Source organism: Pirellulales bacterium (assembly GCA_036267355.1).
In the GTDB taxonomy this organism is placed as follows: domain Bacteria; phylum Planctomycetota; class Planctomycetia; order Pirellulales; family DATAWG01; genus DATAWG01.
This window is the reverse complement of sequence record DATAWG010000073.1, coordinates 103,290-124,741: the sequence shown is the minus strand read 5'-3', so window position 1 is coordinate 124,741 and position 21,452 is coordinate 103,290. Positions and strand designations below refer to the sequence as shown.

The window sequence follows — 21,452 nt, the reverse complement described above, 5'->3', positions numbered from 1 at the left end:
TAACAGCAGCGAGGCGCATGAATAATGGGGCTATTTGATAAGTTCAAGAAACCGGCCGCGGCGGCGACGCCGGTTTCCCCGGCGCCACCAAAGCCGGCCGACGCGCCCGCTACGGAACCGGCCAAGCCGTCCGGCGTCTTCGGGCGGCTTAAGCAGGGGCTCAAGAAGACCCACCAGATTCTCTTCACCGACGTTCGCGACCTGTTCAAGAAGGAAGGTCGGCTCGTCAGCGACGAATTCTTGGAAGAACTCCGCGCGGTGCTGATCAAGACCGACATGGGGCCTGCTGCCGCCGAACAGATTGTTAACCAAATCGGCACCGATTTCCGCGCCCGAGTGGTCCACATGTCCGACGTGATCGGCATTGTCGCGCAGCAGTTGAAGCAGCTCATGGCCCAAGACGCCGCGCCGCTGCGAACCGCGGCCGAAGGGCCGACCGTGATCATGATTGCCGGGGTGAACGGCTCCGGAAAAACGACGTCCATCGCGAAATTGACAAGATTCTTCAGTTCGCAGGGGCAGCGTGTCGTGCTCGGCGCCGGCGATACATTCCGGGCCGCCGCGATCGAACAATTGAGCGAATGGGCCCGCCGGCTCGACGCCCAAATCGTCACCGGAACGCCGGGGAGCGACCCGGCAAGCGTCGCCCACCGTGCCGTGGCCACCGCCGTCGAACAGAATGCCGATGTCTGTATCATCGACACCGCCGGCCGCCTGCAGACGCAGCAAAACCTGATGGCCGAGCTGACGAAGATCCAGCGTGTCATCGCCAAGCGAATTCCCGATGCGCCGCACGAGGTGTTGTTGGTGCTCGACGCGACGGGAGGGCAAAATGGCGTCAGTCAGGCGCGCGGTTTCGCTGCTGCCGTGCAATGCACCGGCATCATCTTGGCGAAGCTCGATGGCACGGCGAAGGGGGGCGTCATCGTGCCGATCCGGCAGCAATTTGCGCTTCCGGTTAAATTCATCGGCACGGGCGAAAAGCCCGACGACTTCGCTCCCTTCGATCCCGAAACATTCGTTGACGCGATGCTCGCCGATTGGGAAGAAGCAGCGGCGAAGTGAGCGGTGGGTCGGGCGGCGATCCGACGCACGGAACCGGCAAGCGAACTCAAGCCCAATCGCCAGCGCGCGCATCTCGCTTGCGGTTTCGCGTGTCGGGCCCATCTTTGGCCAGCCGCTACCTTCGACTCAGATCGCGGCCGTCTCGCAGCGCGATGGCCGGAAGAATCCGATCTTCTCCAGCGCGATATAGACTTCTTCGAGCGTCTTCTCGCCGAAGTTTGAGATACTCAATAGATCTTCGCGCGTCGAGTGCAGCAGATCGTTGACCGTGAAGATGCCGCGTTCTTCGAGGCAATTGGTCGTGCGCACGGATAAGCCGATCTCGGCCGTGCTCATGTCCAAGCGATCGCGAAGATCTCGAGCGGCGCCGGCGCCATGGTTCAATGGAATTCGAGTACGAGGCATCGAGGAATCCCTCCCTGGGTAAGAATGAAACATCCGTTTTCAAGCCGCTGGCGGTAGAACGCATCGCGGCTCAGCCACTGCTCGCGTCGTAGTATAACGATTCGGCCGATTCTGGCTACCATTTTTTCGGCCAAAAATGTGCCGGCCGTGCTGGCAATACCAGCATTAGCGCATGTAACGGCCCGCGACACTCCGTGGCTGCCGGGCGCCATGCCCACGGTTCTGCGTGGACATGTTTTCTCTGCGATGCATGCCCAATCCGCGGCTTCCGGGCCACGAATTTCCGCGATGGAATCTCGGCCGCCGGTTCGCTTGACAATCGCCGACTGCGAGCTAACTTGGCGCCCCGCGTGGTTGCCGCTCCGTACTCGGTTGGGGTTCTGCCGCCTTTGCAGAGTGCGCGTGTCCACGATACGGATTGTGCGATGCGTCGGGCTGCGCGACTTTGTGCCCACCATGCGCGACACACCATCGGCAGCGATTGCACCGTCATCGACTTGAAGATTCTTCGTTCGCGGGGCGCAGAATCCCGCACATTCTCGCCCCACTCCAGACGATCCCTAATTTGCACAAAGGATTGACGCGTACGGGAACGGATTTCCCATCTCTCACGGTTGCCCGTGACCGCGCGATCCGTCTGGCGATCTCTCGCCCCCGGCTCCGCTCGGCCATCGGCAGTATGGAAATGTGTTTCCCAAAGGAGTGTAGAAGATGAGAATCACCAAGTTTGCTTTGGCAATGGCCATCGGTGCAACGGCCACGACCGCGTGGGCACAGAGCCCGACCGGTTATGGAACGGGTCCGGCGCTTCCGCTGCCGGAAATCTCGTCCAGTTGGAATACCGGCGCCGCGCCGACGGGCGTGGTCAGCACCAGCTACAACTCGCCGAGCGGTTCGAGCTGGGATCAAAACCCGCAAGGGGCGATCGTTCATCCCAACACGAATCAACCGGCTCCGCCCCCGGCGACCGACGACTCGGTGCCTTCGGTCGCGACCGCTCCGAGCTATTCGAGCGAACCAACCTGCGGCGCCACGCAACCGTCGTCGAGTTGCGGCTGCGAAGGCGGTTATGGCGGCAACGGCGAATGCGGATGCTGCTGCAATCCGTGGTACGGCTACGCGGGCGGTCTCGTCATGACCCGCACGCAGCCGAACCGCTACTGGACGACCTACAACGAAACGAACAATGCCGATCAGGTGCTGAACACCGCCCAAGCCAAACCGGGCTGGGATGGCGGCGCCGAGTTCACCATCGGCCGCTGCTTGGGCTGCGACAGCCGCATCGAGGCCACGTACTGGGGTGTTTGGAACATGAATGGCTCGGCCAGCATCAGCGGCCCCAACGACCTCGGCACCCCGATGGACACCACCGTCGGCAACGTGATGATCGGCACCCAAACCGCGGACAGCTTCTTCACCCACGCCGATGAGGTGTTGTTGAAGCGCAATGATCAGGTGAACAACGTCGAAATCAACTGGTGCTACAACCCGTGCGGAGCGGATCGTAGCTGCGGCGTGTCGTCGTCGTGGATGGCCGGTTTCCGCTACTTCCGCTTCGATGAAGATCTGCTTTGGACCTCGGTTGCCGCCAATGACTATTACGGCGAAGCTGGGGGCGCGGATCAAGCCAACCTCGAGATCCGCTGCAAGAACGATCTGACCGGTTTCCAGGTCGGTAACCGCTTGGATTGGAGATTCTGCAATCGTTGCGGATTGTTCCTCGGCACGAAGGGCGGCATCTACGGCAACGACATGTCGACGACTTCGAGCCTGTACAGCGGCAGTGGTGTCCAAGGTTTCAATTACTCGGGTCACAAAGAGGGTGTCGCGTTCATCGGTCAGGCCGACTTGGGCCTCACCTACGATTTCAATTGCCGCTGGTCGGCAACGCTCGGCTATCGTCTAGTCGTCGCGTCGGGCCTGGCCCTGTCCGACAATCAGATTCCGTTCTACCTGGCTGGACAAGGCGACTTCGAAGAAGTGAAGAGCAACGGTGATTTGGTCCTCCATGGCGGATTCGCGGGCGTGCAGTTCTGCTGGTAAGTTCTTGATCGTTCGTATCCACCCGGGAGAGACATCCAAGGCGGAATCCGTTCAAAAACTTTCGTTCCCAATTTGCCCCGGCCGGCGGAATGATCCGTCGGCCGGGGTTCTTTTTTTGGCGAACGCCGAGAACACGGCGGACACGCGAAGGCTTGGCCGAAAAATAACTTCTCCACAGGCCCCTCTCCCCTTGCGGGAGAGAGTAGGGCGAGAGGTCCAAAAAGCGGAAGTTATTTTTTGGCCGGGCCGAAACCGCAAGCGAGTCGCGAACCAAGTCGCAAGGGCCGGCGCTGCGCTTGCCCTTGAGCGCGTCTGATTCGCTGCGAATCGCCGGCCGCGCTAAACGATCACGCTCGTCAGGCTCCGAAAGCCGGGGTCATTGCGGATCGGATCGAAATCCGGCTCGCGCTCCGCTAGGGAGCGAAAATCCGAGTCGAGCGCCAACGCTCGCTCCAAGTGATGTAGCGCCAAAGAAACGTTTCCCGCCAAGCTCCAATAGCAGGAAAGGTTATAGTGAATGATGCCCTGATCCGGGCTGACGAGAAGCGATTGTTTCAGCGCCTCGATCGCCAACTCAAGCCGGCCGCTCCGCTTGTAACACCAGCCCAGCGCTAGCCAGCCATCGATCAAATTCGGATCGCCGGCCACGGCGGCCTGTAGAGGCTCGATGGCTTCGGCATATTGTTCGGCGGCTCGAAAAGCCAATCCGCGGAGCAAGAAGGTTTGCGGATTCGGAGTGCTGCGCTCGGCAAGCCGGCTCAACGTGTCGAGCGACCGTTGGGCTAGACGCCGACGAATCGGCGCCGCCGGCACCCAATCTTCACCAAACAGGCCGATCAGTTCCAGATAGCCTTCGGCCTCGCGAAGGATCTGTTGCCGGCGTATTCGTTCGACCGCAACCACGGCGGCGTGCTCCATGTTCCCGTTTGGAAACGCCCAGTGCGCGATCCGCACTTTGCCTCTGCTACATTGTAGCCAACCGGGACTGCAAGCCAAATCCCGGTGGTCCAAATCGCGGAAGACCACAAGCCGCCTGTGGGCCGTGTTGTAGCGAAAAGGCAAACCGGCGCGAAGAGCAGAGCCGCAAAAGCGAAAACGAGTCGGCAAACGGGCCGGCAAAATTCTCTTTTGCGCCCCCCGCCGCGCCGTTGGACACGGCGCTATTGGGCACCCCCCCGAATCGACAGCACCGGCTTCGCTACGTCACCTTATGCCACGACCTCGGCCGCTTGCCGCGCTTCCTTGTGCCAAGCCGCAAGCGTCTTGGCCGGAGCCGCAAGCTTCAACACCGGCGCGAATTCCTTGAACTCGCGATCCGTGCGGTCCAGGATTTCCACCACCGTCGGCCCTTGCGGCAATACCCGGGTGTAGACGCTTTCGAACTCGGCATACTCATGCCAGCCGGCATCGCTTCCCGCAGGTAGCAGTGCCGACAAGCTTACGGCCAATTGCGTCATCTCCGCCGGCGTCGTGGGTTGTCCATGCGGGGTGGAGGTGTGGCGGTAGAGCACGTCGGCGAACGCCTCGGGCATCTTCCATTTTCGGGCCATTGTCGCCGCCGCTTCGGCATGGTTCCAGCCGAAACGCTCGCGTTCGAGATCCGATAGCCGTCGCGGTCCCTCTTCGCGGGCCTCGAGCAGCTTCACGTATTCTTCCGGCAATTCCTTGGCAAGAAGCGGGATCGCCATATCCTGCAACAGTGCCGCGGAAAATGCCTCCTCCGCCTCTTTCAGCCCGAGCAGCTTGCCCATCGCCCGCGAAAACAGCGCCCGCCGCAACGAATCCTGCCACAGGGCCTTCAAATCGAAGGGTCCGCATTTCGGGTTCGGCAACAGGCTGAACACGGCGCTCCATAGCGAGAAGTTCTTGATCGTACGGATGCCAACCAGCGTGATCGCCATTCGCACGTTGCTGATCTCGCGCGAGAATCCGAAATACGATGAATTCACGAATTTGAGAATCTGTCCGGCCAAGCCCGGATCGGCTTCGATCGGCACCGCGAATTCCGGCGGGCCGTTGTCAGGATCGCGCGACAGCTCGAGCAGCTTGATCGCGCTTTGCGGCAGCGCGGGCAGTTGCGCCGTTTGCAGAATCCGGCCAAGATCGAACTGGGAGGGAGCGGTCGGGTTGCTCATCGGGTCAGCCTTCGACTGATTTCTCGGGTTTCGGAAGAACGCGGCGCCTTGCCCGAGCCACGCCGGGCGCGTCGGATAATCTCGCTATTCTGTGCTCCGACAACCTTACGCCATATCTGCCGCTTCAGCAAACCTTTTGGGCAAAACTCGGCCTCGGCGGGCATTTTGGGAAACGCGTGGCGATTTTGCAGCGATGGCGTGTGCAAACCACAACGCAGACCATCATCGGAGATGCGGAAAAATCGGCGCAAAGAGTTTCCGCATCGATCTTTACGGCGCGCCTGGTCGCGCGCCTCGAAATAGTGGTCCGGCGGTTGCTTGCTGATTGGCTGCAACCGTGCGGCGACGGTGCTGGCCGCCGGACTCTTCACCGCCCTTTTTCCGAGAGGCAGCCTTGCGCACGGCGATCTGTTTGTTGCTGTTGCTGGAATGTGTGGTGCTTGGCAGCGCACGCCTCGACATCCAATCCATTGCGCCGTCGACTCCGACCCCCGCCGATTCGCCGTGGCGGCGAACCATTGATGGTTGGCAACGAACCGACGGCTGGCGGGGCAGTGGCCTGGCAGAAGCGCCAATGTCGGCAAGCCGGCTTGCGTCGGGTCGCACACCGCCGCCTCACCCGGCGATCGTCGCGCTATTGATGCTCGGGCTATCGCTATGGTTCCTGATCGCCTTCGCGCCAGCCGAGTACGGCCCAGGAGTCTGAATCGCTAGCAAGGGAATATGCTTTCGTGGTCGGTGCCCCTGCTCAACGTTGCTGTGCGCCCATTTGCGCATATTCACCGCACGTGGCAACTCGCCTCGCCGCGTTTTTCGAGATAGCGCTGGTGATATTCTTCCGCGCGATAGAATTCCGCTGCTGGAACAATTTGCGTGACGATCGGCCGCGCAAAGCGGCCACTTTTGTCGAGCCGCGATTTTGTTTCTTCCGCGGCGCGCTGCTGCTCGGGAGTGTAATAAAAGATCACCGAGCGGTATTGCGACCCGAAGTCGGGTCCTTGCCGGTTTCGCGTTGTCGGATCGTGCATTTCAAAAAACAATTCGAGCAATCGCTCGTAGGACACCCGCGACGAATCGAATTTCACTTGCACCACTTCCGCATGCCCGGTGCGATCGGTGCAAACATCCTTATACGTCGGGTTGACCATGGTTCCGCCTTCGTAGCCGACGGAGGCGTCGACCACTCCGGGCTCTCGGCGAAATTCCGCTTCGACGCCCCAAAAACAGCCGGCGCCGAATGTGGCCGTCTGCAGTCTTGCCGCGTTCGCCGAAGCATCCGTGGATTTTGCTGAATCCCCGAGATTTGAGCTTGCTGCCGTTGACGCCCTTTCATTCGACTCGGCCGCGTTGTTGGTGGAGGACAAATCGTCCGAGGGTCGGGCAGTCATGGCAGTTCTCCTGCGGAATGAGCGGAACGGCGGCTGGGCTTCGACGGTTTCTGCCGTCATTCTATGCCGCTAGGCTCGGCCAGGAAAACGACTGCGGCGAGCCGGCAATATTGGCCGGCGGGCGGAAGCCTCAGGGGCGAGCATCGCTGTGTCGATTAGTCGATCGCGTGCGTGCCGTGTGTCACCGAAGCACCGGCTCGCAATGCCGCGGAAACGAGCACCGCCTCGACGATTTCCTGCTCCGTCGCGCCGATCTTTTTGGCCTTCGCGCTGTGATACTCGATGCAATAGGGACATTGCGTCGTCATCGCTACGGCCACGGCGATCAATTCCTTGTATTTGGCCGGAATCGCGCCGTCGGCAGTCGCCGCTTCGCCCAATGCCTGATAGGCCTTCATCGCGGCCGGGGCCAATTCGGCCATCTTCTTGATTTTCTTCAGATTGGCCATGTCGTATTGGATCATGGGATCGTCTCCTTTTGCGGGTTTTTGTGGCCAGCGAGGAATTCGGGATTTCCGTCGAGAGGGCAATCGTCGGGACTGCATTCCGATTCGTGGCCTTGCATTCCCCATTGGCACATCGCTTCGACCACGGGGCGAAGCGATTCGCCCAGCGGTGTGAGCGAATATTCCACCTTTGGGGGCACTTCGGCGAATACCTCGCGGTGCACGACCCCGTCGCGCTCCATCTCGCGCAGTTGCTGCGTGAGCACCTTCTGCGATACGCCTTTCAAGCCGCGATGCAACTGGTTGAAACGTCTGGTGCCCTGAAACAAGTGCCACAGAATCAATATCTTCCACCGGCCGCCGATCACGGCAAGCGTCCGCTCGGCAGGGCAAGTGGAAAGGGGCATCGGGGTGAGGGTGAGGGTGAGGGTGAGGGTGAGGGATTAGAGCGCGCTGCCGGCTCAATCAGTATTGAAGCTCGCTTGCGGTTTCGCGCGTCGCTTTCGTCGTCCGTTCTACTGCCTGCGTTTCCTTGCGGTGACTATCGCACTCGGCGGTGCGTTCTTTCCTCGCCGCCGCGTCACTATAACATTCTGAGCGGCGGGTATTGAAGCCGCTTATTTCAAAAGGAACCTTTTATGACCAGCCGATTTCATTCATTGTCTGACCCATCCGGAAGCTCATTGCCGTCGGAACGCGGCGAGGAGAGCGGCCAATTATTGCCACGGTTGCCTGGCAACCCCGCAGCAAGCGAAGCCGAAGCGCTCGACGCGTATTCGCAAGTCGTGATCCGAGCCGCGGAAACGGTTGGTCCGGCGGTCGTGAATATCGAAGTCCAACACGCAAGCCACGGCGGCGAACATCGCGGCGGCGAACCCAGCGGCCGGCAAGGCCGCCGCTCCGGTCGACCGCGGATGTCAGGCAATGGTTCCGGCTTTGTGTTCACTCCCGATGGCTTCATCCTGACCAACGATCATGTCGTCCACCGCGCCGAGAAGATCGAAGTAATCTTCGCCGACGGCCGGCGCATGCGGGCCGATCTGGTCGGCAGCGACCCCGAGACCGATCTCGCCGTGGTGCGCGTCGCATCGAACGATCTCACTCCGGCTCGTTTCGGCGATTCGAAGCAATTGCGGCCGGGCCAATTGGTGATCGCCATTGGCAATCCGTACGGCTTTCAGTTCACAGTCACGGCCGGCGTGGTCAGCGCGCTCGGCCGATCGCTACGAGCACGCTCGGGCCGCTTGATCGACAACGTCATTCAAACCGACGCCGCCTTGAACCCGGGCAACTCGGGCGGGCCGCTTGTCTCCTCGCGCGGCGAAGTGATCGGTGTCAACACGGCCATGCTGCTGCCGGCGCAAGGACTCTGCTTCGCGATCGCTTCGAGCACGGCCGAGTTCGTCACCGGGAAGCTGATCCATGACGGCCGAGTTCGGCGCGGCTATCTCGGCTTGGCCGGGCAGGATGTGCCGGTGCCGCGGCATTTGATCCGCTTCCACAACCTGCTCGCCGACAGCGGGATTCTCGTTGTTTCGGTCGAAGAACACAGCCCGGCCGAGCGCGCCGGGATCAAGGAGGGAGATGTGCTGGTCGAATTCGACGGCGAAAAACTGACCGGCATCGACGATCTGCATCGCCTGCTGACCGAGGCCCGGGTCGAACGGCCGATGTCGATCGCGCTCGTGCGGCGAGCCGAGAAGCTGATTCTGGAAGTCGTGCCCGCGGAATCGCGCTGAAACGGCGCGGATGTCACTGCTGGCAAATCCCGGCACGTCGATTTTCCGTTCACCGCTTGAACGTTCGGCTCCGCGAGCGACAATGAACGGCTGGAGAGCGGCGTCGGCCGCCAGGCAACGAGCTAATTTGCAGCGAGGCGGGATTGTTTATCGGGCCGGTGTTTACGCGCGAACTCGTGACCGCCCCGCGGCGGATACGGTTTTACGTTGCCCGAGCCATCTACGTGGCCGCGTTGCTAACGCTGGTTTGCACCGCATGGCTATTGCTCACCGGCACGCAAGACGTGCGCAATGTCGGCGATATGGCCCGCTTCGGCGCGACCGTATTTCAACTTCTCGCGCCGCTCCAGTTGGCGCTGGTGCTGTTCTTCTCCGCGCTGTTGACGGCCAGCGCGGTGGCCCAGGAAAAAGATCGCCGCACGCTCGTATTGCTGCTGATGACGCGGCTGTCGAACAGCGAACTCGTGCTCGGCAAATTGTTTTCCAGCTTGCTGCAAGTTTTGGTGCTACTGATGGCCGCGCTGCCTTTGTTCATGCTGATCGGATTATTCGGCGGAGTGTCGCTTCCGCAAATCGGTTGGGTGTTTGCCGTGACATTGGCCACGGCGCTCGCGGCCGGCAGCATCGGGTCGACGTTTGCGCTGTGGCGGGAAAAGACGTTTCAGACGCTGGCGCTGGTGTTTCTCTTGCTGATGTTTTGGCTCGCCGCGGCGGAACTGCTGATCGCGGCCGGCGGATGGGGAGTACGATGGCATGGCATTTCGGCGGCCGCCTGGGGCGAGGCCATCAGCCCATGGCGGGCGGTGTTGATTGCCGCCCGGCCGAGCGTCGGGCAAGCGGCCGTCATCGGCAGCTACGGATCGCCCGCCCATTTGTTTCTCGGCGTCGCGGCATTGATCACGGTGGCGGCCAATGCCTTGGCAATGCTGCGCGTGCGGGTGTGGAATCCGTCGCGCGAAATTCAATTGCAAACAGCTGCCGGGGAAGATGTTTTCCACAAGCCGGCCGATTCTCAAGCGGCTGATGCATCGCTCGCTCCTTCGCCGCATGCCGCGCCACAGCCGACGCGGCACGTTTGGGACAACCCAATTATCTGGCGAGAAATCCGCACCTGGGCTTATGGCCGCAAGGTGCTGGCGATTCGCGTGGCGTATCTCGTGCTGGCCGCTCTTTCGGCGCTGGGCGTCCACGCGGCGGCCACCGTCGATTTGCCCAATCGTGGGGCCATTGCCTTGGCCCTCGCGCCGCTTCTGGTGCTCAGCTTGATCTTGGTGAATGCGCTGGCCGTCACCTCGATCACCACAGAACGCGATCTCGGGGCTCTCGACCTGTTGCTCGTGACCGATCTGACGCCCGCCGAGTTCCTGTTCGGCAAACTGGGTGGGGTCTTTTATGTCGCCAAGGAAATGATCGTGTTGCCGGCGGCGCTTTGCATTTATCTTTGGCTGGCGGGCGCGACTACGGCAGAAAACGCGTTCTATCTGATCGTGGCCCTGGCGATCGCGGATCTCTTCGTCGCGACGCTTGGCGTCCACGCGGGCCTGACCTACATAAACTCGCGGCACGCGGTGGCCGTCAGCCTGGGCATGGTTTTTTTCCTGTTCGTCGGCATCGCCACTTGCATGCGAATCATGATGTCGTTCGGCGGCTCGTTCGAACTGCAATTGGCGCCCTTCCTCGTGTTCATGGTCGGCGGGGGGATCAGCATGTTCGTGGCGCTAGGACATCGCAATCCGTCTGCCGCAATCGGGTTGGCATCGATCGCTTGCCCGACGCTGACGTTCGTCGCCATCACCAGCTTTCTCCAGCAACAAACGCTGGGCGTGTTTCTGGTGGTCGTCGGGGCCTACGGTTTCACGACCGCGGCAATGCTGATTCCAGCGGTGTATGAATTCGACGTCGCCAGCGGCCGAACGAGCGCCGCGGAAGAATAGAACCGGCCGGGAGCTGCCAAACGGTAGCTCAAATTCCGATGGAAATTGCGGCAAGCACGAATGAGCGAATGACGAGGGCTTTAAGAATGACGAAGCGCGAATGACCGAATGACGAACTAATCGTCCGCTTTGGATCCGTGTTCATCCGCGTGATCCGTGGTTCCCCTCGCTTCGCATTCGCGTCTTTCGTGGTTGCTCTGCCTTCCGCCCGTGTTCAGAATAGCCGGTTGTAGCCGTTGAGGGCGGCGACGCGGTAGGCTTCGGCCATGGTCGGATAGTTGAACGTCGTATTGATGAAATACAGCAGCGAATTCGCACTGCCGGGTTGCGACATGATCGCTTGTCCGATGTGGATGATTTCCGACGCATTGCTGCCAAAACAGTGGATTCCAAGGATTTGCAGTGTTTCGCGGTGGAAGAGCAGCTTGAGCATGCCGGTGGTGCGGCCGATGATTTGGGCCCGAGCGAGGCTGCGGAACAGCGCGTGGCCGATTTCGTAGGGAATTTTCTGGTCGGTTAGCTCCTTTTCGGTGCGCCCCAGCGAGCTGATTTCCGGACTGGTGTAAATCCCCGTCGGAAACTCGCGCACCATGACGTGATCGCCCGCCCCGGTCATCAAGTGCGTCGCAGCGAAGCGACCCTGCATGTAGGCGGCGCTGGCGAGCGAAGGGAAACCGATCACGTCGCCCACCGCGTATATATGTGGCACGGCCGTCTGATACGATTCGTTGATCGAGATCAAGCCGCGGGCGTCGGGCTTGATCCCGATTTCCTCGAGGCCCAGGTTGTCGGAATTGCCGGTGCGGCCATTGGCCCAAAGAATAATGTCGGTCTTGAGTTGCTTGCCGCTTTTCAAATGCAGCACGACGCCGTCGTCGCGCCCTTCGACGCGCTCGTATTGCTCGTTGTGCCGCACGAGCACGCCCAAATCGCGCATGTGATATGCCAGAGCGTCGATGATCTCGTCGTCGAGAAATTCGAGCAGTTTGGAGCGCGTGTTGATCAGGTTGACCTTGCACTCCATGTTGCGAAACATAGTCGTGTATTCGCAACCAATCACGCCGGCGCCGTAGATCGTGATCGATTGCGGCGTTTCTTCCAGGCCAAGGACGGTGTCGCTATCGAAGATGCGCGGATGGTTGAAGTCGATGTCGGCCGGGCGATAGGGGCGGCTGCCGGTGGCGATCACGAATCCATCGGCGGTGATCTGCTGTTTGGCGCCGTGCGGACCTGCGATCTCAATGCGATGCGGATCGACGAAGCGCGCGTGCCCGGAGACCACCGGCACATGATTGCGATCGTAGAACCCGCGCCGCATATCGACCTGCCGATCGATCACGCTGCGCGCGCCGCGCCGCAAATCGGCAAACGAGGCATGAATTGCCACCCCAGCCGCTTTATAGAGCGGATTTTGATTGGCCTCGGTCAGCCGGGTGATCGCATAACGGAGGGCTTTGCTGGGGATGGTGCCGAGATGGGTGCAACCGCCGCCGATCCGCTCGAATCGTTCGACCACGGCGACACGTTTGCCGTGTTTGACGGCCTGCATGGCGGCCCCTTCGCCGCCGGGCCCGGTGCCGATGACCAACACATCGAAGTGGCCAGCCGGGGGTGCGACCATTTTCGTTACCTCGTCCTGAGGATTTTTTTCCGCGAAAATCGAATCCAGGCGAGCAGTATACGAAAGGATCGGGAAAGGCACTAGATGAGGGTTAGGGTGAGGGGACGGAGGACGGACGCGCGAAACCGCAAACGGGTTTCCACACGAATCGAGAAGGCCTCTCGCTTGCGGTTTCATGGGTTGTCCGTTGTGCGCGTGGGCGCGGGGCGGTAGCATCCAGACACGATGGAAACTCAACGAAGCGATCACGCGGGGATTCCTTGGACGGCTCCGTCGGTCGTCTTGGCGACAGGGCTTTGGACCGGACGGATTCCGTGGGCGCCGGGCACATGGGGCGCGCTCCTGGGATTGCCGTTGGCGTGCGGCATCCACAAATTCCCGTCGCCTTGGATGCAAATCGCCTTGACCGCGATGATCTGCCTGGCGGGAGTTCCGATTTGCACCGCGGCTGCGCGGCGAATGGGCGGACGCAAAGACCCGGGCTCGATCGTGTTGGATGAAATCGCCAGCATGCCGATCGTGTTTTTCTTCGTGCCCGCTGCGGTGGTGGGCAAGTGGCCGATTTTGGCGGTGGGGTTCGTGTTGCATCGAATCTTCGACATCAGCAAACCGCCGCCGGCTCGGCAATTGGAACGGCTGCCGACCGGGCTCGGCATCATGGCCGACGATTGGGCCGCCGCCGCGTATGCGTGTCTTGTGTTGCACTTTTTGCATTGGTTCGGGCTGTTTGGATCGATTTGGCGATGAGCAATATTTTTCGGCAAGAGAACGCGGTATCGCCGCGCGTCCTCGCTAACGCTTCGGGCTAGTGTGCATATACTGACCCGAAGCGTCGGGAGCGTTTGCCAGCGTCATACTAGCCCGAAGCGTTAGCGAGCGTGACGGGGTGACAGGCTTTGCGAAATAGCAGATCTGCCACCGACGTGCGAGATTCCGACGATGGAATTCATCAACATGCTTTCCTGGTGGCAATGGGCTCTGTTGGGCACCGTGCCGCCGGCGCTGGTGGCGCTGTATTTTCTCAGGCTCCGCCGCCAGCCGCTCGAAGTCCCCAGCACGTTTCTTTGGAAGCGGTCGATCGACGATCTGACCGTCAATACCCTCTGGCAACGGCTGCGGCGGAATCTATTGCTGCTTCTGCAATTGGTCGTCGTCGCCGCGTTGATGCTCGCCCTGTTGCGACCGAGTTGGCGGTCGAACCGGCTTAGCGGCGGGCGGTATATCTTCCTGGTCGATACCTCGGCGAGCATGAGCGCCACCGATGTAGCGCCAAATCGGCTGGCCGAGGCCAAACGCCGCGTCGGGCAAATGCTCGACGAAATGAACAGCGGCGACAAGGCAATGCTGATCAGCTTCTCCGATCATGCCCGAGTCGAACAAGGCTATACCGACAGTATCCAAGAACTGCGGCGCGCACTGGCCGCCATCGAACCGACGAACCACGGCACATCGCTCGAGGAGGCGTTGCATCTGGCCTCGGGATTGGCCAATCCGGGCCGCAGCGCCACGGAAATAAGCGGCACGCAAGTGGCCGAGCCACTGCCCGCCAAGCTCTATATCTTCAGCGACGGGCGGTTTCCCGACGTGCGCGGTTTTTCATTGGGCAACCTGACGCCCTATTTCGAGCCGATCGGCAATGCGGATGCGGGGAATGTCGGCATCGTCGGTTTCAGCACCGAGCGAAATCAAGACAAGCCGGATCAATTGCAGGCCTTTGCGCGACTCGAGAATCACAGTTCGACGGATGCCTCGGTGTCGCTAGAGCTGCGATTGGACGGCAATCTGGTCGATGCCCGGGACGTCAAAATCCCGGCCAATGGAGCGGATAGCGAGGCCTTCGCGGCGGACCAAGTCGAGAGCGGCGTGCTGCGGTTGGCCCTGTCGCCAGGCGATTATCTGGCCCAAGACAACGAAGCCTGGGCGGTGGTAAATCCGCCGCGGCGGACACGCGTGCTGCTGATTACGCCCGGCGATGTTCCGCTCAGCCGAGCGTTGACGGGTCGGGCGGCCCGGCAATTGGCCGACGTGAGCGAAGCGAAGACCGCCTTCTTGAATACGCCCGATTACGGCAAGCAAGCGGCGTCGGGCGCGCTGGATCTGATCATCTATGACCGTTGCGCCCCGAAACAGATGCCGCAAGCCAATACGCTGTTCATCGGCACACTGCCGCCGCTCCCTACATGGGGCGCGGGCGAAAACGCCGTTCAGCCGCAGATCATCGACACCGATCGGGCCCATCCGATCATGCAGTCGTTGGAACTTGGCGACGTCGACATCATGGAGGGCCGGCCGCTGAAGCCTCCGGCCGGAAGCGTCTGGCTGATCGACAGCAACAAGGGCCCGCTGCTGGCGATCGCTTCCCGCGAGGGATACGAAGATGCGGTGCTGGGGTTCGAGCTGATTTCGGTCGAAAAAAAAGAGACGTTTGCCAACACGACTTGGCCGATCAAGCTTAGCTTCCCCGTGTTTTTGTCGAACGTTTTGCAATATTTCGGCAGCAATCGCGAGGCGGCGATCGGATCGACCTATCGGCCGGGGCAAACGGCAGCGCTGCATGCCGATGGGGGCGGGCCATGGGTGGTCGTGACGCCCAGCGGCCGTGCGTTCGAGATGCCCGCGGGGCGACAAAACGCGTCCCATTTCAGCCGCACCGACGAACTGGGCGTTTACGAAGTTCGCTCCGCGGGCAAGACGATTCATCGGTTTTCCGTGAATCTCTTCGATCCGAACGAGAGCGACATCCGCGCTCGCAGCGACGAAGCGATGAAGATCGGGAATGTCGAAGTCGACGGACGGAGGCATTGGGAGCCGGCACGACGCGAATTGTGGCGAATTTTGCTCCTCGCCGCACTAGGCGTTTTGTTATTCGAGTGGTATATCTACAACCGGCGTGTGTACGTATAGGGTGAGGGAATCGGGTTAGGTGTCAGGACGAGGAGTTGAGAGGTGCGGGGGCCGGTATAGAAAGTGCTGCTGGGGTTTCGGCGGTTTTGACCATTTCTCATTTGGCCGCGAACGATCCCGTTCGCACTAGAAAATCGCCATGCCGCCGCAACAGCCACCGACGGCTCCGCCGCAACAAACACCCACGGCCCCGCAGCGCCGCAAAAACGTCGTAAATATGCTCCTGGAAGACCGCTCGATCGAGCGCGTCAGTTCCGATGAATATCGCGACAAAGTGCGCAGCGTCTACGCCGGACCAAAGGGAGCCCTGCTGGCCACGTGCAGCTTTCTTTCGCTGCACAAGCCGCTCGGCGAACGGCTGCTGCGCGAACGAAAATTCGATCTGCATGGTTGCCGGCAGATCTTGGATGTCGGCAGCGGCGCCGGCCAGATCGCCGGACATCTGCTGAAATACGCCGATCGCGATGCCCAGATCACCTGCATCGATCTGTCGCCGGAAATGCTTCGCCGGGCGCGGCGGATTTTGAAAAGCACTTGGCCGCGATTCGTCGTGGCCGATCTTTCGCGGTTGCCGCTGGCCGATGAGATGTTCGATTGCGTCACGTGCGGCTATGTACTCGAGCATTTGCCAGATCCGCGGATCGGGTTGGCCGAGCTGGCGCGGGTGATGGTTCGCGGCGGCAAGATGCTATTGCTCACGACCGAAGACAGTTTTGGCGGAGCTTGGACGAGTCGCATCTGGTGTTGCCGCACTTACAATCGCGCGGAGCTGCTGCGTGTTTGCCACGAGCTGGGGTTAATCCCGCGGAAGGAACTGTGGTTCACGCAGGTTCACAAGCTCTTCCGCGCCGGCGGAATTTGCGTCGAGCTTGTGAAAGAGTGATCGCCGCACGGGGCGCCGCCCAAGCCCAGGGAAGGCCGCCGGCGCTGTTTTCCTCTTGCATCGCGTCCTCCGGGCCTTCCCTGGGCTTCCGCGCGCCCAGTGATCCCCCAATTCTCGCCTCACCCTCGCCGCTCGACCGCTAGCATGTTAGAATCGTCGCCGTGGCAAAATTATCCAGAAGCCATCACCCAAGCGGCTCTTTTGATCCATGAGCATCGCCACGTTCGAAATCGGCGCCGTCCCGGCGGCTTGGACGCGACGTCATCTGTTGGATCTCGAAAGTCTTTCGGCCGACGAAATTAACATAATCCTCGACACCGCCGTGGCGATGCGCGAGGCCACCGGCGGCTGCCAACAGAAATTGCCGCTGCTTTCGGGCAAAACGTTTGCCAACCTGTTTTTCGAGAATTCGACGCGCACGCGGACGAGTTTTTCGCTCGCGGCCCGGCGGCTCGGCGGCGACACGATCGATTTTTCCGCTTCCGGCTCGAGCCTTTCGAAGGGCGAAACGTTTATCGACACGGGGCGAAACATCGAGGCGATGGGCGTCGATGTCGTCGTCGTTCGGCACAGCACGCCCGGCACTCCGCAATTGCTGGCCCAGAATCTAAGCTGCTCGGTCGTCAACGCCGGCGACGGCTCGCACGAACATCCCACGCAAGGCCTGCTCGATATTCTCACCATCCGCCAGCGAGCCGGCCGCATTGCCGGTCTCACGGTCGCCTTGGTGGGCGACATCGCTCATAGCCGCACCGCAAGGTCGAACATCTGGGGACTGAAAAAGCTCGGGGCGCATGTGATCGTTTGCGGGCCGTCCACGCTGGTGTCGCGGCGGTGGGAAGAATTGGGCATCGAAGTGTCGTACAAGCTCGACGACATTTTGCCGCGGTGCGATGTGCTCAATCTGTTGCGGATTCAATTCGAGCGGCAATCGACGCGGCCGTTTCCTTCGGTTCGAGAATACGCTCTCCTCTATACGATGAACCGCGAGCGATTGGCCCGCGCGAAACAAGATATTTTGGTGTTGGCGCCCGGGCCCATCAATCGCGGAGTTGAAGTGACGCCCGACGTGGCCGATGGCCCGCATTCGCTGATCCTTGAACAAGTGACCAACGGCTTGGCAGTGCGGATGGCAGTGTTATGGCTAATCACCGGCGTCGGAAGCGAATAACGCTTGGCGAACGTAGCCGCAGCAGACGGATGGCCGAGACGGCGGAGCCGCAACCAAAGTAGCAGGCATACTCCGTATGCCGTCGGCGCGCTCTGTGCGCAACCCGCTGTGGAGCGCAGACGGCACAGGGAGCATGCCTGCAACAGTTCACCGGTGGCACGCACGTTTTCCCCTAACCCCTCAAGCCTGTAGCCTTCGATGCCCTCGCTTCTCATCAAGAATGGCCGCGTGATTGATCCCAGCCAACGCATGGATCGAATTACCAATCTGTTGGTGCGCGATGGCAAGATCGCTGCGTATGATGTGCTGCCGAACGGACAAGATGTCGTTGTCGATGCCGCCGGCAAGATCGTGTCGCCGGGCCTGATCGACATGCACGTGCATCTCCGCGAGCCGGGACGCGAAGAAGACGAGACAATCGCCACGGGCACGGCCGCCGCTTTGGCCGGCGGATTTACCAGCGTCGCCTGCATTCCGAACACGGAGCCCCCGATCGACACGCAAGCAACCGTCGAGTTTGTCCGCCATCAAGCCGCACGGGCCGACAATTGCAATGTGTTCGTCGTGGCCTGCGTCAGCAAAGGGCGCGAAGGGAAACAACTCGCCGAGATCGGACAGTTGGTCGAGGCCGGGGCGGTCGCTTTCAGCGATGATGGAGCGCCGGTCTACGATTCAGAACTGATGCGTCGGGCGTTCGAATATTGCCTGATGTTCGACAAGCCGATCCTCAACCACGCCGAGGTGCGCGAGCTGACCGTCGGAGGCGTGATGCACGAAGGGCTCGTGTCGCTGCTGCTCGGGCTGCCGGGAATGCCGGCGGCGGCCGAAGACGTGATGGTCGGCCGCGATATTTCGCTGGCCCAGGCCACCGGCGGGCGAATCCACGTCATGCACGTCTCGAGCGCCGGCAGCGTCGAATTGATTCGCCGGGCAAAATCGCGCGGCGTGCGCGTGACGACCGAAGTCTGCCCCCACCATTTCGTGCTTACAGACAAGTCGCTGCGCACGTTCGATTCGAACTTCAAGATGAGCCCGCCACTACGCGATTCGCACGATGTCGACACGTGCATCGCCGGCCTCGCCGACGGAACAATCGATTGCATCGTCACGGATCATGCCCCGCATGCCCGCGAAAAGAAGATGCTCGAGCTCGACAAGGCGCCGTTTGGCATCGTCGGCTTGGAAACGTCGCTGGCACTCGTGGCTACATGGCTGATCGAGCCGGGCCATCTGGATTGGCCCACCGCGCTGGCCAAGATGACGATCAACCCGGCCCGGGTGCTGGGGATCGACAAAGGAACGCTGGCGATCGGCGCCGATGCCGATATCACGGTGATCGATCCCGACGTGCGCTGGACAATCGATCCAGAGCGATTCCGCTCGAAGAGCATCAACACGCCGTTTGCCGGTTGGAATCTCCGCGGCAGGGCCGACACGGTCATCGTCGGCGGCAGAATAAAATTCACTGCGCGCGACGCGGTTTAGGCATACCGAAGACGTGCACAAGCCCGAAGCGTAAGCGAGGGAGCGCTCCGTTGCGGGCCGCCCTCACGAACGCGATCATCCAAATGTGCATGCGGCTTTTCCGTCTTCAGCGAGACGACGCCATTAGCGATATCGCACGCGTGCACAAGCCCGAAGCGTAAGCGAGGATGCGCTCCGTTGCGGGTTGGCCCTCGCGAACGCGATCATCCAATGTGCATGCGGCTTTTGCCGTCTCCAGCGAGACGATGCCGCCGTTGCGGCGCTCCCTCGCTTACGCTTCGGGTTTGTGTTGCGCCACATCAAAAGATCGCGGGTCGGTAGTGAGACGGCAAATCGTCGGGCGAATCGCTTTGATCATCCCAGACTCCAGCGTTGACGCCGCACTAGGCCGTTGCCCCGCTCAGGGCCAGTCGTGCGAGCGGCAAGGTGCTAGCCGCCGGTCAATACAAGCTATGATCGCGTAAACGTGAGGCCGGGATCGTTCGGATTGTCGCCCGGCATTTTGAAATTGAATTGCCGGTTATTCAACATCGTCACCTGTCCGACCATGGCGGGCGAATCGCCTTGCTTCAGGATCAGCAAGTTGTCGGCGATCGAATATCCGCCGCCAAAGTTGTGCGACTGGCCGCCGGCGGTGTAATTCCAGTCGAATTTCGAATCGCCGCCGAGATTCAAGACGATCGTGCCGCCATCCGGCCGCGTTGCCGTCCAGCGTCCGGTCAGCGCCGCCACGCTCACAGGCACGGCCGAAGGGGTTGGCTCGCCCGGAGCTGCCGAGCCAGTGGAGCCGCCCGGCAGCGGCACATAGCCGGTCGATGTCTCGCCGGGAGATGCTGTTTGCGGATTCGTGAGCGAAGCCAAAAGCTGGGCCGCGAGTTGGTCTTTCGGATTGAGCTGAACGACATCTTGCAACTGTGGAATCGCCTGATCGACGTAACCGCAGGTCAGGTATTCATAGGCCAGGAGGAACCGAGCGTCGGGCTGGTTCGGATGCTGACCGGCATATTGCTCGAGCGCCCGTAATTGTTGCGTGTAAACATCGACGTCTGGATAGAAACTGCTCAGCGTCGTCCAATCCCAGCCCGGGCCGACCGAAAGCGCTGCGTAGATCGAGGCTGCCGCCTGGCGGTAATCGCCTAAGGCGAACAGTGTCAAGCCGCGGAATTCATGCAACACGGCGTCGTTCGGCAACAGGCCAATCGCGTTGTCCACCTGCGTGAGCGCCTGTCGGTAGTCGCCATTCATGAATGCATCTCGGGCTGCCGCGAACGACTGCATCGCTTGGTCCTGCGCTGTCGTCTGGTTGACGCCGGCCGGCGGAGTGGCCAAAACGATCGGCTGCGCATAATCGACGACGGTGCTGCCGAACGTCAGGGGAGCGGTGTAATAGGGGTTGTAATAGGACCAGTAGCCCCAGTTCCAGGGGATCGTCCAAGCCGCGTAGCCAGGCAAATAACCGGCCCCCCACCAGTTATTTCCCCACCACCAAGCCGGCCGGCCATACCAATGGTATCGGCCATTGCCCCAAGAGCCGTGCCAATCGCCGTGATACCACGAGCCCAAAAGCGGATTGCGACCAACTGCTCCAGCGCCGGCGACGACTCCCGTCCGCCCGGTTGCACCGCGGTTGAAATACTCCGGATGATTGACGTACGATGGACGAACACCAAGTGCCGAATGATCGGCGATGCCGGGGCGGCCGAAGAAATCGTAGTGGTTTTGCAGATGGTTATCCAAGCCGATCCGGCCGATCGTGTCTGGCCGCCCTTCGATTGCCGGCCGTTGTGCGAATTCCGGATGATTCTCGAGTGCGGGCCGGGACACATTTGGTCGGGCTACGTTCGTTCTTGAGAATGTCTCGTGCGGTGCCGCGTGAAATTCCGGGGCGCGGGCGACATGGGGCGTGCTGAAAGTCGGTGCATGGCCAAAGCTGGACCGAGCGCCGCCGCCGAAATGTTCGCCCCCGCCGCCGACGTGGGCTCCGCCGCCGCTAAAATGTGCGCCGCCCCCCCGTTCTCCGCCACGAGCGGCAAAGGCCGGCCGAAGGGCAAACGCCGTGGCAGCCGCCATCACAATTGCCGCGGGCAGCATCAACGAAAAACGACGAATCGAATTCGCCAAGGGAACTGTCGTGATTGAAGTATTCATAATTGCACCTTGCTTGCGGTCGGAAAAACAACCGCCGATGGTATTGGTCTTCGTTGGAATTCGAGCCTCTCAAGATTGAGCTGTC

General features: G+C 61.1%; 18 protein-coding genes. 10 read left to right on the top strand and 8 right to left on the bottom strand.

Going from position 1 to position 21,452, the window contains the following annotated elements; translation table 11 throughout:
- Positions 1-24: 24 nt before the first annotated feature.
- On the top strand, positions 25-1,065 hold the full coding sequence (ftsY, locus tag VHX65_11585) for a signal recognition particle-docking protein FtsY (GenBank protein HEX3999184.1): 1,041 nt from the start codon (positions 25-27) through the stop codon (positions 1,063-1,065).
- A 126-nt stretch (positions 1,066-1,191) separates the two neighbouring features.
- Here the strand turns inward: ftsY and VHX65_11580 are convergent, their stop codons facing one another.
- A complete protein-coding gene (locus tag VHX65_11580; GenBank protein ID HEX3999183.1) occupies positions 1,192-1,470 on the bottom strand; it encodes a DNA-directed RNA polymerase subunit alpha C-terminal domain-containing protein in 279 nt (92 codons plus the stop codon).
- A 711-nt stretch (positions 1,471-2,181) separates the two neighbouring features.
- Here VHX65_11580 and VHX65_11575 point away from each other — a divergent pair.
- Positions 2,182-3,513, top strand: a complete 1,332-nt coding sequence (locus tag VHX65_11575) for a hypothetical protein (protein ID HEX3999182.1) — start codon at positions 2,182-2,184, stop codon at positions 3,511-3,513.
- A 339-nt stretch (positions 3,514-3,852) separates the two neighbouring features.
- Here VHX65_11575 and VHX65_11570 read toward each other — a convergent pair whose 3' ends face one another.
- Both VHX65_11570 and VHX65_11565 read right to left on the bottom strand, forming a co-directional pair.
- Positions 3,853-4,416, bottom strand: a complete 564-nt coding sequence (locus tag VHX65_11570) for a tetratricopeptide repeat protein (protein ID HEX3999181.1) — start codon at positions 4,414-4,416, stop codon at positions 3,853-3,855.
- Positions 4,417-4,721: 305 nt separating this feature from the next.
- Positions 4,722-5,648, bottom strand: a complete 927-nt coding sequence (locus tag VHX65_11565) for an HDOD domain-containing protein (GenBank protein ID HEX3999180.1) — start codon at positions 5,646-5,648, stop codon at positions 4,722-4,724.
- A 394-nt stretch (positions 5,649-6,042) separates the two neighbouring features.
- Between VHX65_11565 and VHX65_11560 the strand changes: the two genes are divergently transcribed.
- A complete protein-coding gene (locus tag VHX65_11560; GenBank protein HEX3999179.1) occupies positions 6,043-6,354 on the top strand; it encodes a hypothetical protein in 312 nt (103 codons plus the stop codon).
- Positions 6,355-6,427: 73 nt separating this feature from the next.
- Here the strand turns inward: VHX65_11560 and msrA are convergent, their stop codons facing one another.
- The 3 genes from msrA to VHX65_11545 form a co-directional block, all read right to left on the bottom strand.
- Positions 6,428-7,036: a peptide-methionine (S)-S-oxide reductase MsrA gene (msrA, locus tag VHX65_11555; protein HEX3999178.1), complete on the bottom strand. Its 609-nt coding sequence runs from the start codon at positions 7,034-7,036 to the stop codon at positions 6,428-6,430.
- Positions 7,037-7,191: 155 nt separating this feature from the next.
- The gene (locus tag VHX65_11550) at positions 7,192-7,500 is read right to left on the bottom strand and encodes a carboxymuconolactone decarboxylase family protein (GenBank protein ID HEX3999177.1); all 309 of its coding nucleotides are present in this window, start codon (positions 7,498-7,500) and stop codon (positions 7,192-7,194) included.
- The gene (locus tag VHX65_11545) at positions 7,497-7,889 is read right to left on the bottom strand and encodes a helix-turn-helix domain-containing protein (protein HEX3999176.1); all 393 of its coding nucleotides are present in this window, start codon (positions 7,887-7,889) and stop codon (positions 7,497-7,499) included. The genes VHX65_11550 and VHX65_11545 overlap by 4 nt, the downstream gene beginning before the upstream one ends.
- Positions 7,890-8,120: 231 nt before the next feature.
- Here VHX65_11545 and VHX65_11540 point away from each other — a divergent pair, with 231 nt between their 5' ends.
- Both VHX65_11540 and VHX65_11535 read left to right on the top strand, forming a co-directional pair.
- The gene (locus tag VHX65_11540) at positions 8,121-9,221 is read left to right on the top strand and encodes a trypsin-like peptidase domain-containing protein (protein ID HEX3999175.1); all 1,101 of its coding nucleotides are present in this window, start codon (positions 8,121-8,123) and stop codon (positions 9,219-9,221) included.
- A gap of 143 nt (positions 9,222-9,364) precedes the next feature.
- A complete protein-coding gene (locus VHX65_11535; GenBank protein HEX3999174.1) occupies positions 9,365-11,155 on the top strand; it encodes a hypothetical protein in 1,791 nt (596 codons plus the stop codon).
- Positions 11,156-11,369: 214 nt separating this feature from the next.
- Here VHX65_11535 and sthA read toward each other — a convergent pair whose 3' ends face one another.
- The gene (gene sthA, locus VHX65_11530; GenBank protein ID HEX3999173.1) at positions 11,370-12,776 is read right to left on the bottom strand and encodes a Si-specific NAD(P)(+) transhydrogenase; all 1,407 of its coding nucleotides are present in this window, start codon (positions 12,774-12,776) and stop codon (positions 11,370-11,372) included.
- Between the two features lie 225 nt (positions 12,777-13,001).
- Here sthA and VHX65_11525 point away from each other — a divergent pair, with 225 nt between their 5' ends.
- The 5 genes from VHX65_11525 to VHX65_11505 all read left to right on the top strand — a co-directional run bounded on the left by VHX65_11525 (position 13,002) and on the right by VHX65_11505 (position 19,219).
- Positions 13,002-13,523 carry a phosphatidylglycerophosphatase A gene (locus VHX65_11525; GenBank protein HEX3999172.1) on the top strand — a complete coding sequence of 174 codons (522 nt, stop codon included), beginning with the start codon at positions 13,002-13,004 and terminating at the stop codon, positions 13,521-13,523.
- A 192-nt stretch (positions 13,524-13,715) separates the two neighbouring features.
- A complete protein-coding gene (locus VHX65_11520) occupies positions 13,716-15,680 on the top strand; it encodes a BatA and WFA domain-containing protein (protein HEX3999171.1) in 1,965 nt (654 codons plus the stop codon).
- 139 nt (positions 15,681-15,819) lie between these two features.
- On the top strand, positions 15,820-16,563 hold the full coding sequence (locus VHX65_11515; GenBank protein HEX3999170.1) for a class I SAM-dependent methyltransferase: 744 nt from the start codon (positions 15,820-15,822) through the stop codon (positions 16,561-16,563).
- A 208-nt stretch (positions 16,564-16,771) separates the two neighbouring features.
- Positions 16,772-17,734: an aspartate carbamoyltransferase catalytic subunit gene (locus VHX65_11510; protein ID HEX3999169.1), complete on the top strand. Its 963-nt coding sequence runs from the start codon at positions 16,772-16,774 to the stop codon at positions 17,732-17,734.
- 198 nt (positions 17,735-17,932) lie between these two features.
- Positions 17,933-19,219, top strand: a complete 1,287-nt coding sequence (locus tag VHX65_11505; GenBank protein ID HEX3999168.1) for a dihydroorotase — start codon at positions 17,933-17,935, stop codon at positions 19,217-19,219.
- Between the two features lie 450 nt (positions 19,220-19,669).
- Here the strand turns inward: VHX65_11505 and VHX65_11500 are convergent, their stop codons facing one another.
- Complete coding sequence (locus VHX65_11500) at positions 19,670-21,367, bottom strand: hypothetical protein (protein ID HEX3999167.1); 1,698 nt, start codon at positions 21,365-21,367, stop codon at positions 19,670-19,672.
- Positions 21,368-21,452 lie beyond the last annotated feature (85 nt).

Coding starts and splice junctions, on each gene's coding strand:
- ftsY (HEX3999184.1), top strand. CDS start 25: ATGGGGCTATTTGATAAGTTCAAGAAACCGGCCGCGGCGGCGACGCCG.
- VHX65_11500 (HEX3999167.1), bottom strand. CDS start 21,367: ATGAATACTTCAATCACGACAGTTCCCTTGGCGAATTCGATTCGTCGT.
- VHX65_11510 (HEX3999169.1), top strand. CDS start 16,772: ATGAGCATCGCCACGTTCGAAATCGGCGCCGTCCCGGCGGCTTGGACG.
- VHX65_11540 (HEX3999175.1), top strand. CDS start 8,121: ATGACCAGCCGATTTCATTCATTGTCTGACCCATCCGGAAGCTCATTG.
- VHX65_11505 (HEX3999168.1), top strand. CDS start 17,933: ATGCCCTCGCTTCTCATCAAGAATGGCCGCGTGATTGATCCCAGCCAA.
- VHX65_11520 (HEX3999171.1), top strand. CDS start 13,716: ATGGAATTCATCAACATGCTTTCCTGGTGGCAATGGGCTCTGTTGGGC.
- VHX65_11515 (HEX3999170.1), top strand. CDS start 15,820: ATGCCGCCGCAACAGCCACCGACGGCTCCGCCGCAACAAACACCCACG.
- VHX65_11550 (HEX3999177.1), bottom strand. CDS start 7,500: ATGATCCAATACGACATGGCCAATCTGAAGAAAATCAAGAAGATGGCC.
- VHX65_11580 (HEX3999183.1), bottom strand. CDS start 1,470: ATGCCTCGTACTCGAATTCCATTGAACCATGGCGCCGGCGCCGCTCGA.
- VHX65_11525 (HEX3999172.1), top strand. CDS start 13,002: ATGGAAACTCAACGAAGCGATCACGCGGGGATTCCTTGGACGGCTCCG.
- VHX65_11545 (HEX3999176.1), bottom strand. CDS start 7,889: ATGCCCCTTTCCACTTGCCCTGCCGAGCGGACGCTTGCCGTGATCGGC.
- sthA (HEX3999173.1), bottom strand. CDS start 12,776: ATGGTCGCACCCCCGGCTGGCCACTTCGATGTGTTGGTCATCGGCACC.
- msrA (HEX3999178.1), bottom strand. CDS start 7,036: ATGACTGCCCGACCCTCGGACGATTTGTCCTCCACCAACAACGCGGCC.
- VHX65_11565 (HEX3999180.1), bottom strand. CDS start 5,648: ATGAGCAACCCGACCGCTCCCTCCCAGTTCGATCTTGGCCGGATTCTG.
- VHX65_11575 (HEX3999182.1), top strand. CDS start 2,182: ATGAGAATCACCAAGTTTGCTTTGGCAATGGCCATCGGTGCAACGGCC.